This window comes from Caproicibacter fermentans, from assembly GCF_009746625.1.
GTDB lineage: Bacteria > Bacillota > Clostridia > Oscillospirales > Acutalibacteraceae > Caproicibacter > Caproicibacter fermentans.
This window is the reverse complement of the sequence record NZ_VWXL01000014.1, coordinates 80854-96927: the sequence shown is the minus strand read 5'-3', so window position 1 is coordinate 96927 and position 16074 is coordinate 80854. Positions and strand designations below refer to the sequence as shown.

The following is a 16074-nucleotide window of genomic DNA, read 5'->3' as shown; positions in this document are numbered from 1 at the left end:
CCTAACGTTAAACATTCAGTCCGCCGACGCCGGAAATGGCCAGAATGGAGACCAGAAGCGCCAGAATCGCATAGGTTTCCACCATCGCCGGGAAAATCATGGCCTTGCCGAACTGGTCCGGGCGTTTTGCCTCCAGCCCGATGCTTGCGACGGCCGCGTTGCCCTGATTGATGGCGGAGTAGTAACCCACAAGCGCCATCGGCAGGCAGGCCGCAAGGTACAAGAGTCCCTTCGCGCCGGAGATGGCCGCGGCGCCGCCGCCGAGAATGCCCATCTGGGAAAGAGCGATGAACGCGATCAGCAAGCCGTAAATTCCCTGCGTGCCGGGCAGAAGCTGAAGGACCAGAACCTTACCGAACTGGGACGGGTCCTCCGCCACCACGCCCGCCGCCGCCTGACCTGTTTTGCCAACGCCGATTGCCGAGCCGATACCGGGGAGAAGCGCCGCGAGCGCGGCGCCCAGAAGCGCGAGGGGAAGCCCAAGACTGTTAAAGAAGTTCATGATTCATTTTCCTCCTTGAATTGATAATATTGAGTATGAGCGCTTGCGGAAAATGGATTGAACTTCCGCCCGCCGCCCGAATAAAACTTGCCGAAGAATTCCACATACTGAAGACGGTTGGTGTGCACATAGGCGCCCAGCATGTTGATGGCGATATTGAGCGTATGCCCGACGATGAAAATCAGGATAAAGACAATCGCGCCGACCGCGCCGCCGCCCGCCATGGCCGCCATCTTGTTGACCACGCTGGCGATGACTCCCGTCGCAAGGCCTAGGGCAAGCAGGCGGGAATAAGAGAGCATATCGCTCAAATACCCCGTGACGTTATACAGGGCGTAAAGCCCCTTCATAATCCTTTTGACGGGATTTTTCGACTCCCGTCCGCCCGTCAGGATGATTCCGGCCGCGGCAAGCGCGGCAACAATCCCGGCACCTGTCGCCACGGGCGACGGGATGACAAACGAAAGGCCGAACATACTGCGGATCATGCTGCTGGAAAGCAGCATGATAATCAGTCCGCCGACCAGAAGGTACCAGAAGACGACGTCGTACAGGGCGTCCCGGTAGCGCCCCGCATGAACGGCCTCGTACAATCCGGCGCCAAGCCCCGTGAACAGGTGGATCACGCCGACCAGAAGGCAGAAAACCAGAAGGCGCATCGGCTGGTTCAGCGGCGCAAACCACAGCGCCGGTAACGAAACGCTTGTATGAAAGAACGTGCTGCCGACGACGTCGACCACGTCCCCGAAATAGCTGCCGAACATCACGCCCCAGAAGGTCGTGGAAATTCCGCAGTAAAAGAACATATTCAGCATCTTATGCATGGTGGGACTCATGCGCGGGAATTTCTTCATCAGGAGAAAGGTGACCAGCGTCATGATGATTCCATATGCCGCGTCGCCCAGCATCATGCCGTAAAGAAAATAGTAAAACGGCGCCATGATTGCGGTCGGGTCGATTTCTCCCTTTCCCGGAAGGCTGAACGACTCCACAACGTCCTCAACCGGAGTTGTAAACGCGTTGTTCTTCAGAAGAACAGGTACGTCCTCTTTTTCATCCGGATCGGAAAAATCGATCGCGAGGTCATATTTGCCGGTCAGAGCCGCTTCCAAACCCGCGGCCTTTTTCGCCGGGACAAAGCCGGTCAGCAGAAACGTGCGTTTTGACTGGGCGAGACGCCCGATCACCTCGTACTTGTCGGAGCGAATGGTATCATAATCCGCCAGCAGCTCCAGATCGCTTCTTCGGTCGGCCAGACTTTTAATTTCCGCTTCGCCGCGTTCAATGGCTTTCCTGTGCTCCTCCGCCGCGGCCTGTAACGCCCCGGCCTGCTGTTTGGGCGGCCTGTCCGACTGGACCGCGGGGCGCGCAAACCCCAGCGCGTTCAGCGCGGCGGCGTACGCTTCCCTGTCCTTCTTTTCGCAGAGAAGAAAAAAGCAGGTCTGATCCTGCGCAGCGCCCACAACCTCCGCGGTAAAAGGCCCGGCCTGCGGGGCGGCCTGCGCCACCCGGACGGAAAGCTCCTCCCGCGTCATGGCGCCCGGCAAAGACCCGATGAAAGCGGCGGTCGTCTTTGTCCCCGCGAAATCCAGCGGAACGTCCGTCTCCATCCAGGGGGACAGCGCCTCGCGCTCCAGTTCCGTGCGGACTATTTCCGACCGGCTTTCCGCGATCGACCTGTCCAGCGCCTCAAGGCGTTCCGCGGCGCGGACCGTCTCGTCGTGCCGCTGCGCGAATTCCTCGTACTGCCGCGCGGAAAGCTGCTTTTTCCCTTCCAGCGCCGACAGCATGGACCGGTTCTGCGGAACGACGCGGTTCAAAATTTCAAGCGCGCGCCGCGCCGCAGAGACGTTCTTTGCGAACACGGCTCGGGAATCCGAGAGGTCGGATTTCTGAAATACTCCGTCTTTGATGTCGGTGTCGCTGATTTCAACAACGCCGCGGCGCTGAAGGTCTTCCAGAACCTGCTTGCGGTTCTTTCTGAGCGCGCAGAGCGTCACGCGTTTCATTTGTATCACTGCCAATTGGATATTCCCTCCTTGCGGCCGGTATCGGCAGGCGTCAGACCAGTTCGGACAGGATCAGCCGAACCGCGTCGTCCTGCCGGGTCAGCGCCGTCCGGCGCATTGATTCTATCTGGGAAGCAATTCCGGACTGCGCTCCGTTTTCAGTCTCTTCGCCCGCGCGCTTCGCATCGTCAAGAAGCGCCTGCGCCTCCTGTTTTGCTTTCGCCAGCTGCGCTTCGGCGTTCCGCGCGGCTTGTTCGCCCGCGGCCTTCAAAATCCTGTCGCATTCGGCAGCAGCCTGCTCTTCCGCGCTCTGCGCGTCGGATTCCGCCTTTTTAATCGCATGAATGATTTCCGTTGCCATTTTTTCACCTCGAACCGGCCGGCAATTTTTGCCGTTCATATTTTCTTTATTTTACCTCTAAGTGAAAAAATAATCAATCTTTTTCCGCTGTTTTTTATGCAGAGCGACAGAAATTGTGAACGAAATGAAATTTCACGCAGAGAAACAGATATAATATATATATATCGATGGCGTCTGAACGGTTTCACTTTTCCGCCCTACATTACAATCATAGTCCGAATTAGGTCTAAAAGAAAGGACGTGTATCTCATGGCTGTTGCGGGAGCTTTCATCCTGCCTCATCCCCCGGTCATCATTCCTTCCGTCGGAAAAGGGGAAGAGCGCAGAATCCGGAAGACCGCCGAATCCTGCGCCCGCGCCGCGGAAGAAATCGCGCGTCTCAGGCCCGAAACGCTGGTGGTTCTTTCGCCGCATGCCGTCGCCTACGCCGACTACCTGCACATCGCTCCGGGAACAAAGGCGAAGGGCGACTTTTCCGAATTCGGCTCCGCGGACGCGCCGCTGGAATTTTCCTGCGACACCGAATTTGTGTCCGTTTTGTCCGACGAGGCTGCCCGAAGCAGCCTGCCCGCGGGAACCTTTGGAGAAAAACGGCGTTCGGTCGACCACGGGGCGCTGGTTCCTCTCTCCTTCATCACGCGCGCTTACCGCGATTTTGAACTGGTCCGGTGCTCCGTTTCCGGCCTGGGCGCGCTCGCCCATTACCGGTTCGGCCAATGCATCGCGCGCGCGGCGGAAACGCTGGGGCGCAGGGTCGTACTGGTCGCGAGCGGCGACCTTTCCCACCGCCTCAGGGAAGACGGGCCCTACGGCTTCGCTCCGGAGGGTCCCCGGTTTGACCGCGAACTGACTCAGGCGATGAAAGAAGGGGACTTCATGCGCTTTCTGGCGTTTGACCCGGAATTCTGCGAAGCTGCCGCGCAGTGCGGTCTGCCCTCGTTTCAGGTTCTGGCCGGAGCGTTCGACGGGCTGGCCGTGGCGCCGGAGTTTCTCTCTTATGAAGGGCCGTTCGGCGTCGGCTACGCGGTCTGCGGTTACACTCCCCTCGGACCGGACGACCTACGCCGGTTCGGGGATCAGTTCGAACAGCGGGAGAAAGAAACCCTTTCCCAAAGAAAAGAACGAGAGGACGAATACGTCCGGCTCGCGCGGCTTTCGCTGGAAACCCGCGTGATCGAGGGCCGCCGCGTCCCGCTGCCGGAGGGGCTCCCCCCTGAGCTGAAGCAGAGGCGGGCTGGCGTGTTTGTTTCCCTGAAAAAGGGCGGACGGCTGCGCGGCTGCATCGGCACGATTCAGGGCACGGAAAGCTGCGTTGCGGAGGAAATCATTCAAAACGCGATCAGCGCCGGCCTGCGGGACCCGAGGTTTGACCCGGTCGACAAGGAGGAACTGCCGGCGCTGGTTTACAGCGTCGATGTTCTGGGCGAACCGGAGCCCGCCGGCTCCTTCGGCGATCTCGACGCCGAGCGGTACGGGGTCATCGTCCGAAGCGGCGAACGGTGCGGCCTGCTGCTGCCGAACCTGCCCGGCGTAACAACGCCGCGGGAACAGGTGAAAATCGCGCTCGGCAAGGCCGGGATCCGGGAAGACGAGCCCTATTCCATGGAGCGGTTCGAGGTGGTGCGGCACACATGAGCCGAATTGTCTGCGACGTGTGTCCCCATCTCTGCGCTCTGGAAGAGGAGCAGACCGGATTCTGCGGCGCGCGTTCCAATCAGGGCGGCAAAATATCCGCCGACAGCTACGGCCGCGTCACGGCCGTCGCTCTGGATCCGGTGGAAAAAAAGCCGCTTCGCCGTTTTTTTCCGGGCAGCCGTATTCTTTCCGTCGGCAGCTACGGGTGCAACCTGCGGTGTCCCGGGTGCCAGAACCACGCCATTTCCATGGTCAGGCCGGGGGAGGACTCCGGGACGGAGTACCTTTCCCCGAAGGTCCTTTCCGACCAGGCACTGGAACTGAAAGCAGCCGGAAATATCGGCATTGCCTTCACCTATAACGAACCGCTCATCTGCCCGGAATACGTTCTGGACTGCTCGCGGCTCAACCGGGAAAACGGCCTGAAAAACGTAGCGGTCACCAACGGGTACGTCAACCCCCGGACCCTCCGTCGCCTGCTGCCCATGCTGGACGCGATGAACATCGATTTAAAGAGTTTCTCCCCGGAATTTTACCGAAGGATTTCCGGGGGTCTGGACGAAGTCAAGCAAGCCATCTCCATCGCGTCGGAGGTCTGCCACGTGGAGGTAACCACGCTGATTATTCCCGGCGAAAACGATACCGCGGAAGAAATGGACCGCCTGTCGGGATGGCTTTCGGAAGTGAACCCGGAAATCCCGCTGCACGTCACGCGGTTTTTCCCGCGGTACAAGCAGGCCGACAAATCCCCGACGCCGGTCGGCACCGTCGGCTCCCTCGCGGAAGCCGCCCGCCGAAATCTGAAATATGTCTACGAAGGAAACGTGTAAAGCACGCGCCCGGAACGGCAATGCCGTTCCGGGCGCGCCGGCCTTTCGGCCGGTTACTGAATTCCTTCAATTTTCTTGACAAACATTCGCTGGGAGTCATTCCCCTTGTAAACGCCGGTATAGGTCACTTTCACATTCTGGCCGACCTTGAAGCCATCGTCCAGATTGACCAGATCCACGCCGAGCCTGCGGATCGTCAGGTCGCTGCCGTCCGTCGTGTGAATCTGCACGCTCATCATGGCGCCGTCCTTTACAACGCCCGTAACGGTATGCTCCGTCTTGTCGAACGCCGGGTCCTCCGCGGCAAGAACCGGCGCCGTGTCTTTATAGGTATAAGTGTACAGCTTTCCGTCCTTCGGGCTGTATAGAATCAAAGGGCCTTCCGTGTAATCCTCGTCCCAGGCGGCATAGGTGCGGTAGGTTACGCCGCCGGCCGAAACCGGGTTGTCCGTCTGCTCCTTGAGCGTGTATTTCTTCCAGTCCAGCGGAATCTCCGATTTGATTTTTTCCGTAATCTTGTCGTCCGTCAGGCTCGAAACGCTCTCCGGTCCCGACGCGGAGGAAGGAGCTTTTGAAGAAACGGAGGACGACGGAGCGGATGCCGAACCGGCGCCCGATGACACCGACGGGCTCTGCGCCGGATGATACCCGTTAAACAGAAGGACGCCTCCGCAAATGGCTACGACTAAAACGATTAATAGAATCCAGCCTGTCTTTTTCATTGATGTTGCCTCCTGTTAAATATTTCCGAAATGTTTTGCCTTTTCACTATAACTTATTTTCCGACTGAATTCAACAGATAAGACAAAACTGTAAAGAATCGCTTCGAAAGGCAAAACAGAATCGTTGCAAAGTTTTTAATCCGTGTTATAATAAAAATGAAAGTGGAATACAATAGATTCGGAAACTTAAAAGTCGCCGAAAAAGAGGGAGCTTTCATGCACTGGAAAAAAATGATCGCGCCGATTGTGATTACCGTGGCTGCGGTAGCCGTTTTTCTTTTATGGCTTCTTGGGTTTGCGATGGCGCCCGGCCTTCCGGTGCCGTATAAAATCATCGCGGGACTGATTCCGGCCGCGCTGATCGGCGTTGCCGTATTTGTGCTGGCGGAGAGAATTAAGGAAATAAGGAGCGGTGAAGAAGATGATCTTGGTAAATACTGACTACATTACGGGCAAAGAGTTTGAAATGCTCGGCCTCGTCAGGGGGAGCACCATTCAGTCCAAAAATATTGGGCGGGACCTTACGCAGAGCTTCAAGTCCATCGTCGGCGGGGAGCTGAAATCCTACACCGATATGATGAACAACGCCCGCGCTCTGGCCACCAAACGCATGGCCGAGGAAGCGGAATCCATGGGTGCGGACGCCGTTGTCAACATCCGCTACGCGTCTTCTTCCGTCATGCAGGGCGCGGCGGAGGTCATGGCTTACGGAACCGCTGTGAAATTCAAATAAAATATTTAGCAATTTAAAAAAGACGGGCGCGGCGGGGTGCTGCGCCCGTCTTTCCAATGCGGGGGTTATTTCTTCATGAATCAGGAACGAAGCTATCCGAAACTGACTGTTACACAGAAAGCGGAGCGCGGCATCCTTTCGGGGCATCCGTGGGTCTATGACACCGAAATCACCGGCGGGGATCCCTGCGGGGACGGCGAACTTGCAGACGTGGTCGGCAGGCGCGGCACCTACCTGGGCACCGGCTTTTTTAATTCCCATTCCAAAATCCGCGTGCGGCTGATTTCCCGCAACGCGAACGACCGGTTCGACGAGGCGTTTTACGAACGCAGGCTGCGCTATGCGTGGGAATACCGCAAAGCCGTGTTGAGAAAAGAGGACCTGGACTGCTGCCGTATTATTTTCGGAGAAGCGGATTTCTTTCCGGGACTGACCGTGGACCGGTTTGAAAATATTCTGGTGACCCAGACCCTGTCGCGCGGCATCGAGCAGATCAAACCGATGCTGTTCCGGCTGCTGCACAGGATCCTGACGGAGGACGGCCAGAAAATCGACGGAATCTACGAGCGCAACGACTCCGGCCTGCGCAATCTGGAGGGAATGGAGCAGGGGCGCGGATTTTTTCCGCTGAACGGACTGCCCGCGCCGGATTCCGGGACAACCGTCATCCGCGAAAACGGGATTGAATATGCTGTCGATTTCGCGAACGGACAGAAAACAGGTTTTTTTCTCGACCAGAAATACAACCGCAGGGCGGCCGCCAAAATCAGCCGGGGAAAACGGGTGCTGGACTGCTTTACCGACACCGGCTCGTTTGCTCTGAATGCCGCCCGCGCCGGGGCGGAGCAGGTACACGCGGTGGATATTTCGGAGAGCGCGATCGCCATGGCAAGGGACAACGCGCGGCGCAACGGCCTTTCGGACCGGATGTCCTTTGAAGCCGTCAATGTGTTCGATCTGCTGCCCTCTCTGGCCGAGAACGGAAAAGGAAGCTATGATTTCGTCATACTCGACCCGCCCGCCTTTACCAAATCCCGAAAAACGGTTGCAAACGCCTCCCGCGGATACCGGGAAATCAATTACCGCGCGATGAAACTCCTGCCGCGCGGGGGATACCTTGCGACCTGCTCCTGTTCCCACTTCATGACGGACGAGCTGTTCCGCGACGTGATCCGCCGCGCCGCGGCGGACGCGCAGGTTTCGCTGCGCCAGATCGAAGCCCGCCAGCAGGCGCCGGACCACCCGATTCTCTGGAATGTTCCGGAAACATCTTATTTAAAATTTTATCTCTTCCAGGTTGTATAACCGGCTCAGGCGGGGTTCCTTGCATTTCGCTACCGTTGTAAAATTCGACACGGTGCTTTATAATAATGAAATCAACTTGTTCGCAAACCGCCGATCCGGCCCGCGACAGTCCGGGCTCCTCTGGGAGAAACCATTCTATGAAAAAAATCTTCGCATTTCTTTTTGTCCTCGTTTTCAGTCTGACGACCGCCTGTTCCTCCGGTACCGGCGCGGTGTCCTCTTCCCCGTCGTCCGCAGGCGCCGAGGAGTCTCCTTCCGATTCCTCCCCGGCCTCCGGCAGCGCGGATTCGTCGGCCTCCTCCGCGGCGGCATCATCGCGAGCCGTGTCTTCCCCCGCTTTTTCGAATACGTCTTCTCCGGCTTCCGGGTCAAAAGCGCCCTCTTCGGAGGAAAAGCCGAAGATCGTCAAGGTCACGATTCCGGAAGGATTTACCCTTCCCCAGGTCGCGGCACGGCTGGAAGCAAACGGGGTCTGCGGCAGCAAGGACTTTATCAGCACGGCACAGGCCTATGACTTCAGCTATTATTCCCTCGTTGAAAAGATCGGGAGCAGTCCGAACCGCTGCTATCGGCTGGAGGGCTATCTGTACCCGGACACCTACGAGTTTTACGTCGGAATGAAGCCGCAGGACGCCGTCGGAAAATTCCTGCGCAACGCGGAGCAGCAGATCGGCGACAAATACTCCTATTCCGGCATGACGACCGACCAGCTCGTCACGCTTGCCTCCATCATCGAACGGGAAGCCGACGACCCGGACAATATGAGAAAGGTGTCGTCCGTGTTCCATAACCGGCTGAAAACCGGCATGATCCTCCAGGCGGATTCCACACGGGATTACTGCAACCTGTATCTGGTTCCGCAGTTTGGAGACAAATATAACAAATACTATAATACATACCCCAACCGCAGCCCGGGCCTTCCGGCCGGGCCGATCTCCAATCCGGGCGCGGACGCCCTTTACGCCGCGGCTCACCCTGCCGACACGGATTACCTGTATTTCGCGACCGGGACCGACCATAACTATTATTACGGCGCAACCCAGCAGGACCGTGACACGCTCATGGCAAATGCGGGAGTGACTCCCCTTTATGCGGACTGACCCGAACACAGGCCGTCCTCTCCACTTTGAATTCAAATCATCTTTTCACAGGACGGAGTGAAGTTATCTCATGCCTTTCACAACAGACGCACACAAACAATTCGAGAAAATGACACAAACACCGGTTCCCCGTCTGATTTGCTCCCTCGCGGGTCCGACGATGGTCAGCATGCTGATTTCGGCCGCTTACAACCTTGCGGACACGTACTTTGTCAGTCAGCTCGGCACCAGCGCGACCGGAGCCGTCGGCGTCGTCTTTTCGCTGATGGCGATTATTCAGGCGGTCGGGTTTATGCTGGGCATGGGCTCCGGCGGGGTAATCTCCCGCTATCTGGGAGAAAAGCGGAACCCCGAGGCGACCCAGGCCGCTTCCACCGCTTTTTTTACCTCCATCATGGTCGGCTTTGTCATCACGGTCTCCGGGCTGATTTTCAGCGACCAGCTGATGCGCTTTCTCGGCGCTACGGATACCATCCTCCCCTACGCTCAAAGCTACGCCCAGTATATTCTTTACGGCGCCCCGATTATGGGCGCGACCTTCGTCATGAACAACGACCTGCGCGCGGAGGGCAAGGCGTTTTTCTCCATGGTCGGGATTTCCATCGGATGCATTCTGAACGTGATTCTGGACCCGCTGATGATATTTACGTTCCATCTCGGGATAGCGGGCGCCGCGATTGCAACCGTGATCGGTCAATGCGTCAGCTTTGTCATCCTGATTTTCAACTACATCCGCCGCAAAACAATTGTCGGAATCAGCTTCAAGCATTTTTCATACAAATGGAGTATGCATTCCGAAATTCTGAAAACCGGCATGCCCTCCTTTTTCCGTCAGGGGCTCGCCAGCATCGCGACCATCGCGCTGAATGTTTCCGCCAGGGTATACGGCGACGCCGCCGTCGCGGCCATGTCGATTGTCGGGCGCGCCTTCTTCTTTCTGCTTGCCGCTCTGCTCGGCTTCGGTCAGGGCTTTCAGCCTGTGGCGGGGTATAACTACGGCGCCAAATGCTACTCCCGCCTGAAACAGGCGTTCTGGTTCTGTGTGAAGGTCGGATTCTTCGGCCTTCTGATTCTGTGCTCGCTCTCCTTTGTCTTCGCCCCGCAGATCATGATGCTCTTCCGCCGGGACGACCCGCAGGTCATTGCGATCGGCACGCTCGCGTTCCGGGCACAGTGCGCCATTATGCCGCTGCAGACCTTTGTGGTGATTTCAAATATGCTGTTTCAGTCCATTGGGAAACCGAAACAGGCGACCTGGCTGGCCGTTCTGCGGCAGGGGCTCTGTTTTCTGCCGGCAATTCTGATTTTGCCCCGGTTCCTCGGGCTTCTGGGCGTTCAGATCAGCCAGCCCGTCGCGGACTGCTTCACCTTCCTCATCGCGCTGTTCATCACGCTTCCGTTCCTGCGCAGGCTGAACGGATTCATCCGAAGCGGTGAAAGCCGCGAAGCGGACGCGGGTTTCGTCGCGGAACCCTTGGAATCGACAAATACAGACCGGGAAGAACCATAAGGCTCCGTCAGCCGGGTATGACGGAAAATGAAGGAGGGATCGCCGTGTCTCTGAATCAATCCGATTTGCTGTTTCTCCGCCGCTCGCTTCCGTTCTGGGGCCGTCTGTCGGAACGGGAAAGAAAGCTGGTCGAGTCCTCCGCGGCGTTGCGCGTCCACCCGGCCGGCAGCAGCCTGCACAACGGCGCGGCCGACTGTACCGGCCTGTTCGTCGTAAAAAGCGGTCAGGTGCGGACTTTCATTCTCTCGGACACGGGACGGGAAATTACTTTATTCCGCCTGTTCGAGCGCGACATCTGCATTTTTTCCGCATCCTGCATGCTCAAAAACATCCGGTTCGACGTCTTCATCGAAGCCGTCGAGAACAGCGAAACCATCCTGGTCCCCACCGCCGTTTACAACGACCTGAACCAGAGCTCCCTTGCCGTGTCGGATTATACAAACCAGCTGCTTTCCTCGCGTTTTTCAGACGTGGTCTGGCTGCTGGAGCAGATTCTGTTCATGAGCTTCGACCGGCGGCTGGCCCTGTTTCTTCTGGAGGAATCCGCGATCAGCGGCGGGGACCGCCTGCCGACGACGCATGAGGAGATCGCCAAAAACATGGGAACCGCGCGCGAAGTCGTCACACGGATGCTCCGCTATTTCCATTCCGAGGGGCTGGTGGCGCTCTCCCGGGGAGAAATCCGGATTCTGGACAGAAAAAAGCTGGAAGCGCTTTCCGCGCAGGCTCACGGTTCGCCGTAAAACGGCCCGGATATTTTTGTAAGAAAATAAAAATCCCCCGCCGCGCGGCTCAAAAATCCACGCGGCGGGGGACTCATCTTTCCATATAAGAACAAACGCTCAAATATAAAACATGTAGCTGGAATCCTGCTTCTGCCTTTCCGCTTCGGTCTGAAGATCGAGCAGCGTTATTTTGCCGATGGCCTTTTCAACGGCGCTGTCCAGCACGGAAAAGACGGACGCCTGCATTGCCTTTTCGATGTTTTCCGCTTTCTGTGTCACGGACTCCGCCGTTTTTTCAAACAGAGACTGTTCCAGCGCCAGGAGTATTTCATAAACGGGAATTTCCTGCGGCGGCCTCGAAAGCTTGTACCCGCCCTGCGCGCCTTTGATTGCGAGCACCAGGCCCCCGCGTTTCAGAAGTGAAAAAACCTGTTCCAGGTATATTTTGGAAATCCCCAGCCGTTCCGACAGGCTGATAATTGTAATACAGGCGTCGCTCCCGTAGCCCTCCGCCATGCAGACCATTGCGGCCAGGCCGTACCTTCCCTTTGACGAGATTCTCATTCGAGCGCGCTCCTTTTGCAAACTTTCATTATAATTCAAATCAATCATATCGAAACTTTTCTTTTAAGTCAAGTATTCCCCGTCGAAAACATAGTATTTTTCTATTTTTTAATTGCATCCGGCATTGACAGGGAACGGAAAAGAAATCTATAATAAGTGAAATAAAAGCCTGAAAATATGAGAATAACAGGGGTGGTACATTTGATCGCGAAAAGCGTTACAGACCTGATCGGGAATACCCCGATGATGGAACTTTCAAATTATGAGTGCCGGCACGGGCTGAAAGCGGCCGTCCTCGCAAAGCTGGACTACCTGAATCCGGCGGGCAGCGTAAAGGACCGCATTGCGAAATACATGATCGAGGACGCGGAGCGGGCCGGCCTGTTAAAGCCCGGTTCGATCATCATCGAACCGACCAGCGGCAACGCCGGAATCGGGCTTGCGTCGGTCGCGGCCTCCAAAGGATACCGCATCATTCTGACCATGCCGGAAACCATGAGCATCGAGCGCAGGAAGCTGCTGGGAGCCTACGGCGCCGAAGTGGTCCTGACGGATGGAAGCCTAGGGATGCAGGGCGCCATCGACAAAGCTGCCGAACTCCGGGAAAAAACGCCGGATTCGTACCTTCCCGGCCAGTTCTCCAATCCCTCCAACCCGCGCGCGCACCGTGAAACAACAGGGCCGGAAATCTGGAAGGACACGGAGGGCGGCGTAGACATCTTCATTGCCGGAGTCGGAACGGGCGGAACGATTACCGGAGTCGCGCAGTACCTGAAGGAAAAAAAGCCGGAGGTACGGATTGTGGCGGTGGAGCCCGCCGAGTCCGCGGTTCTCTCCGGCAAAAAACCGGGGCCGCACAAGCTGCAGGGCCTTGGCGCCGGGTTCGTTCCGGAAACGCTCGACAAAAACCTTCTGGATGAAATCATCCCGGTGGAGGACGAGGACGCCTACCGCACCGGACGGGAACTCGCCCGTTGGGAAGGGATTCTGACCGGCATTTCGTCCGGAGCCGCTGTCTGGGCGGCAAACCTGCTCGCCCGGCGCCCTGAAAACCAGGGAAAGCAAATTGTCGCTCTTCTGCCGGACACCGGGGAACGCTATCTCTCCACGCCGTTTTATCTTGACTGAACCGGAGGAACCCATGCTGGATCAATTCTCACGCTCTCAGCTTCTTCTGGGGAGCGAAGCCATGAAAAAAATTAAAGGCTCGGCGGTTGCCGTATTCGGCATCGGCGGGGTCGGGTCCTATGCCGTCGAGGCCCTTGCCCGGGCCGGAATCGGAAGCCTCGCGCTGTTCGACGACGACCGCGTCTGCCTGACAAACCTGAACCGGCAGATTCACGCCACCCGCAAAACCATCGGGACCTCAAAAGTGGAAGCCATGCGCGACCGCATTCTGGAAATTAACCCTGCCTGCGGGGTGGAGCTTCACCAGTGCTTTTACACCCCGGAAAACGCCGGGGAATTCGACCTTTCCGCATACGACTATATCATCGACGCGGTGGACACCGTCACCGCGAAGCTGGAACTGATTCAGCGCGCGAAACAGGCCGGCGTTCCGGTCATCAGCTGCATGGGCGCCGGCAACAAGCTGGACCCGACCCGCTTCGAGGTCGCTGACATTTATGAAACCAGCGTCTGCCCGCTCGCGCGGGTGATGCGCCGGGAGCTGAAAGCGCGCGGGGTAAAATCCCTGAAAGTCGTCTACTCGAAGGAGCCGCCGCTTCAGCCGATCGACGACAGCGAAATCAGCTGCCGGGATCACTGTGTCTGCCCGCCGGGCACGCAGAGAAAATGCACCGCGCGCCGGGCGATTCCGGGCAGCGTTCCGTTTGTCCCCCCGGTCGCCGGGATGATCCTCGCCGGGGAAGTCCTCAAGGACATCGCAGGGATTGGAAAACCCGAATAGCCGTCGTCGTTTATGAGCCGTCCGCCGTCGGCTTGACCGCAAGAAAAATCTCACCGGCCGCGCCTTCTTTTGCTAATACTGCACACCTCTCGTCGGCCGCATCCTTTTTGGGGTCGACTAGCTCTACCACCTCGCCGTCCGCACACGTTTTTTTAATGGCTACCCACATCTCGATCCCGCCGACCGTGCCCTCCCGGGTGGAATCCGACGTGATCTTGCCGATATACTCCGACGTCTCCTGAGTCTTGCCGACTGTGCCCGCCCGTGCGGAATCCGACCCGCCTCCTCTGTTTTGATCGACAGAGAACGCCATCCCCGCACATAAGGTTCCGACGAGGGCCATGCAGAGAATCCCGATTCCGGCTTTCTTCTTTTCCGCATCCATAATGGAGCGTATTCTTTTTTTCATGCTTCTTTTCCCTCCATAAAATTGAGTTGAAAATGCCGTTTGCAGCTTTACAGGGCACCGGATTGCTTGCAGAATAGCTGTGCTGTAACACCGCCTGACTTCAGGACCGCTTCCTTTCACCACCTCCGCGTCGCACGACAGCTCGCACTGCGCCGCAACGGCCCCCGCCATCAAATAGATCACAGGATTATACCAGTGAATCGCTGTTGCAAGAATCACCAGACTCTTGTACCATAGATCTTTCCGGCTAAAGTGAACAAGCTCGTGCCTGAAAATGTACGGCAGTTCCTGGGATGAGAAGTCGGGCCGCGGCAGTAAAATGACAGGATTTATGAAACCGATGATCATCGGACTGGAAACGCAGGAACAGATTCGCAATCCCACCGGCCGTTTGATCCCCATCTCCCTCGCAATGCGGTTCAGCGTTTCATTCTCCTGCTGTCGATCCGCCCGTTCGGACCATCGTTTTACCAGCCTGATAAAGCGGGCGTGCCTCAGCCCGTGATAAAGCAGAAACACAAGGATGCCCGTAATCCACAGGGCCCCGATCAGCTGAGCCAGCGGGATCGCCGAACCCACCTGACTTGCCGACGCGGTTTTTGGGCCGATTCCGCTGTTCTCTGGAAAAATCTGTTGAACGGCCGAAGGAATCGGAGTCAGCCGAACCAGCGCGGTGCGAAAACGGAACCGGAATGGTATAATCAGGCCCGCAACAGGCACCAGCCATGTGTAATAAATCCACTTGGCAGCATACCTTTTCGACAGCAGAGGGGCCAGAGCGAGTAAGGCCAGAACAAGCGCCGACATGGTGACGGAACATTCAAACCATATGATAAACAGATTCCACATCTCATGTTCTCCGTTCCTTCACCCACTTCATCAGCTGATCAATGTCGCCGTCACTAAGCTGTTTTCCATCGTACAGGGTATTGACAAAACTGAGGAAAGAGTTTCCGTGATACTGCTTCATGAAATTCCCCGTTTCAAATTCCAGGTATTTTTCTTTGGCGATCAGAGGAAAATAGGTACGCTCCTTGCCGTTCTTTTCAGTCCTCAAAAAGCCCTTTGCCACCAGACGGCTCATCAGGGAAATCACGGTGGGAGCTTTCCATTTTCGCCTGTTGCCCAGTTCTTCCATGACCGTCACGGTCATGATGGGCGGCTTGTTTGCCCAAACCACTTTCATGATTTCAAATTCCGCGTCGGGCAGCTTTTTCAGCTGATCCATTGAAAGCATCTCCTTTTAGGCATTTGTCTATAACCAATATTATACAATTGTAAAAAATAAAAGTCAATCACAATTTTTCGATATGTGAAATGAAATTGCCGGGCCTTTCATTTTTACAAAATTCCGTGCTATAATGATTCTAAACATCAACAGGGAGGATTGAATTTATGAATGCAAGATTTTTGCACACCAATTTCACCGTACTGAATCTGGAGAAAAGCCTTGATTTTTACAGCCGTGCGCTCGGCCTGAAAGAAGTGAGCCGGAAAAACGCCTCGGACGGTTCGTTTATCATCGTCTTTCTGGGCGACGGTCAGACCGACTACAATCTGGAGCTGACCTGGTACCGCGACCGCAGGGAGCCCTACAACCTCGGCGACAATGAAATCCACCTTGCCGTCAGGGTTCCGGACAAAAAAGCCTCTTACGCCCTTCATCAGGAAATGGGCTGCATCTGCTACGAAAATCACGACATGGACCTTTATTTTATCGCCGACCCGGACGGATACTGGATCGAGATTCTGGACTGATC

18 protein-coding genes are annotated in these 16074 nt (G+C 56.7%); 11 read left to right on the top strand and 7 right to left on the bottom strand.

The window, feature by feature from the left end:
• Window positions 1-7: 7 nt before the first annotated feature.
• From CAFE_RS02335 to CAFE_RS02325, 3 genes are read right to left on the bottom strand one after another with little or no spacing between them, the layout of a single operon-like run.
• The gene (locus CAFE_RS02335; protein WP_066642959.1) at window positions 8-502 is read right to left on the bottom strand and encodes a V-type ATP synthase subunit K; all 495 of its coding nucleotides are present in this window, start codon (window positions 500-502) and stop codon (window positions 8-10) included.
• On the bottom strand, window positions 499-2520 hold the full coding sequence (locus tag CAFE_RS02330) for a V-type ATP synthase subunit I (protein WP_228725190.1): 2022 nt from the start codon (window positions 2518-2520) through the stop codon (window positions 499-501). Before CAFE_RS02330 ends, CAFE_RS02335 begins: the two co-directional genes overlap by 4 nt.
• Before the next feature lie 43 nt (window positions 2521-2563).
• A complete protein-coding gene (locus CAFE_RS02325; protein ID WP_139103996.1) occupies window positions 2564-2872 on the bottom strand; it encodes a hypothetical protein in 309 nt (102 codons plus the stop codon).
• 249 nt (window positions 2873-3121) lie between these two features.
• On the opposite strand from CAFE_RS02325, the gene amrA reads away from it, so the two are divergent.
• Both amrA and amrS read left to right on the top strand, forming a co-directional pair.
• Window positions 3122-4507, top strand: a complete 1386-nt coding sequence (amrA, locus tag CAFE_RS02320; RefSeq protein WP_066642956.1) for an AmmeMemoRadiSam system protein A — start codon at window positions 3122-3124, stop codon at window positions 4505-4507.
• Complete coding sequence (gene amrS, locus CAFE_RS02315; RefSeq protein WP_066642955.1) at window positions 4504-5337, top strand: AmmeMemoRadiSam system radical SAM enzyme; 834 nt, start codon at window positions 4504-4506, stop codon at window positions 5335-5337. The genes amrA and amrS overlap by 4 nt, the downstream gene beginning before the upstream one ends.
• Window positions 5338-5390: 53 nt before the next feature.
• On the opposite strand, the gene CAFE_RS02310 is transcribed toward amrS, so the two are convergent.
• On the bottom strand, window positions 5391-6059 hold the full coding sequence (locus CAFE_RS02310; RefSeq protein WP_066642953.1) for a hypothetical protein: 669 nt from the start codon (window positions 6057-6059) through the stop codon (window positions 5391-5393).
• A gap of 216 nt (window positions 6060-6275) precedes the next feature.
• Between CAFE_RS02310 and CAFE_RS02305 the strand changes: the two genes are divergently transcribed.
• The 6 genes from CAFE_RS02305 to CAFE_RS02280 all read left to right on the top strand — a co-directional run bounded on the left by CAFE_RS02305 (window position 6276) and on the right by CAFE_RS02280 (window position 11450).
• Complete coding sequence (locus CAFE_RS02305; protein ID WP_156989682.1) at window positions 6276-6500, top strand: TMEM199/VMA12 family protein; 225 nt, start codon at window positions 6276-6278, stop codon at window positions 6498-6500.
• A complete protein-coding gene (locus tag CAFE_RS02300; protein ID WP_066642949.1) occupies window positions 6481-6792 on the top strand; it encodes a YbjQ family protein in 312 nt (103 codons plus the stop codon). The genes CAFE_RS02305 and CAFE_RS02300 overlap by 20 nt, the downstream gene beginning before the upstream one ends.
• A gap of 75 nt (window positions 6793-6867) precedes the next feature.
• Window positions 6868-8097 (top strand): class I SAM-dependent rRNA methyltransferase, encoded by a 1230-nt coding sequence (locus CAFE_RS02295; RefSeq protein WP_156989681.1) that lies wholly within the window; start codon window positions 6868-6870, stop codon window positions 8095-8097.
• Between the two features lie 137 nt (window positions 8098-8234).
• Window positions 8235-9197: an endolytic transglycosylase MltG gene (gene mltG / locus CAFE_RS02290; protein WP_156989680.1), complete on the top strand. Its 963-nt coding sequence runs from the start codon at window positions 8235-8237 to the stop codon at window positions 9195-9197.
• Window positions 9198-9267: 70 nt separating this feature from the next.
• Entirely contained in the window at window positions 9268-10707 is a 1440-nt protein-coding gene (locus tag CAFE_RS02285; RefSeq protein WP_066642941.1) for an MATE family efflux transporter, read from the top strand.
• Between the two features lie 44 nt (window positions 10708-10751).
• Window positions 10752-11450 (top strand): Crp/Fnr family transcriptional regulator, encoded by a 699-nt coding sequence (locus tag CAFE_RS02280; protein WP_321173010.1) that lies wholly within the window; start codon window positions 10752-10754, stop codon window positions 11448-11450.
• Window positions 11451-11549: 99 nt separating this feature from the next.
• On the opposite strand, the gene CAFE_RS02275 is transcribed toward CAFE_RS02280, so the two are convergent.
• A complete protein-coding gene (locus CAFE_RS02275; RefSeq protein ID WP_066642938.1) occupies window positions 11550-11996 on the bottom strand; it encodes an RrF2 family transcriptional regulator in 447 nt (148 codons plus the stop codon).
• 201 nt (window positions 11997-12197) lie between these two features.
• Between CAFE_RS02275 and cysK the strand changes: the two genes are divergently transcribed.
• Window positions 12198-13124, top strand: coding sequence for a cysteine synthase A (gene cysK, locus CAFE_RS02270; RefSeq protein WP_413814413.1), 927 nt, complete (start codon window positions 12198-12200; stop codon window positions 13122-13124).
• Window positions 13125-13137: 13 nt separating this feature from the next.
• Window positions 13138-13905 carry a tRNA threonylcarbamoyladenosine dehydratase gene (locus CAFE_RS02265; protein WP_156989678.1) on the top strand — a complete coding sequence of 256 codons (768 nt, stop codon included), beginning with the start codon at window positions 13138-13140 and terminating at the stop codon, window positions 13903-13905.
• 10 nt (window positions 13906-13915) lie between these two features.
• Here the strand turns inward: CAFE_RS02265 and CAFE_RS02260 are convergent, their stop codons facing one another.
• Complete coding sequence (locus tag CAFE_RS02260) at window positions 13916-15163, bottom strand: M56 family metallopeptidase (RefSeq protein WP_156989677.1); 1248 nt, start codon at window positions 15161-15163, stop codon at window positions 13916-13918.
• Between the two features lies 1 nt (window position 15164).
• Window positions 15165-15542 carry a BlaI/MecI/CopY family transcriptional regulator gene (locus CAFE_RS02255; protein WP_066642927.1) on the bottom strand — a complete coding sequence of 126 codons (378 nt, stop codon included), beginning with the start codon at window positions 15540-15542 and terminating at the stop codon, window positions 15165-15167.
• 167 nt (window positions 15543-15709) lie between these two features.
• Here CAFE_RS02255 and CAFE_RS02250 point away from each other — a divergent pair, with 167 nt between their 5' ends.
• A complete protein-coding gene (locus CAFE_RS02250) occupies window positions 15710-16072 on the top strand; it encodes a VOC family protein (RefSeq protein ID WP_156989676.1) in 363 nt (120 codons plus the stop codon).
• Window positions 16073-16074 lie beyond the last annotated feature (2 nt).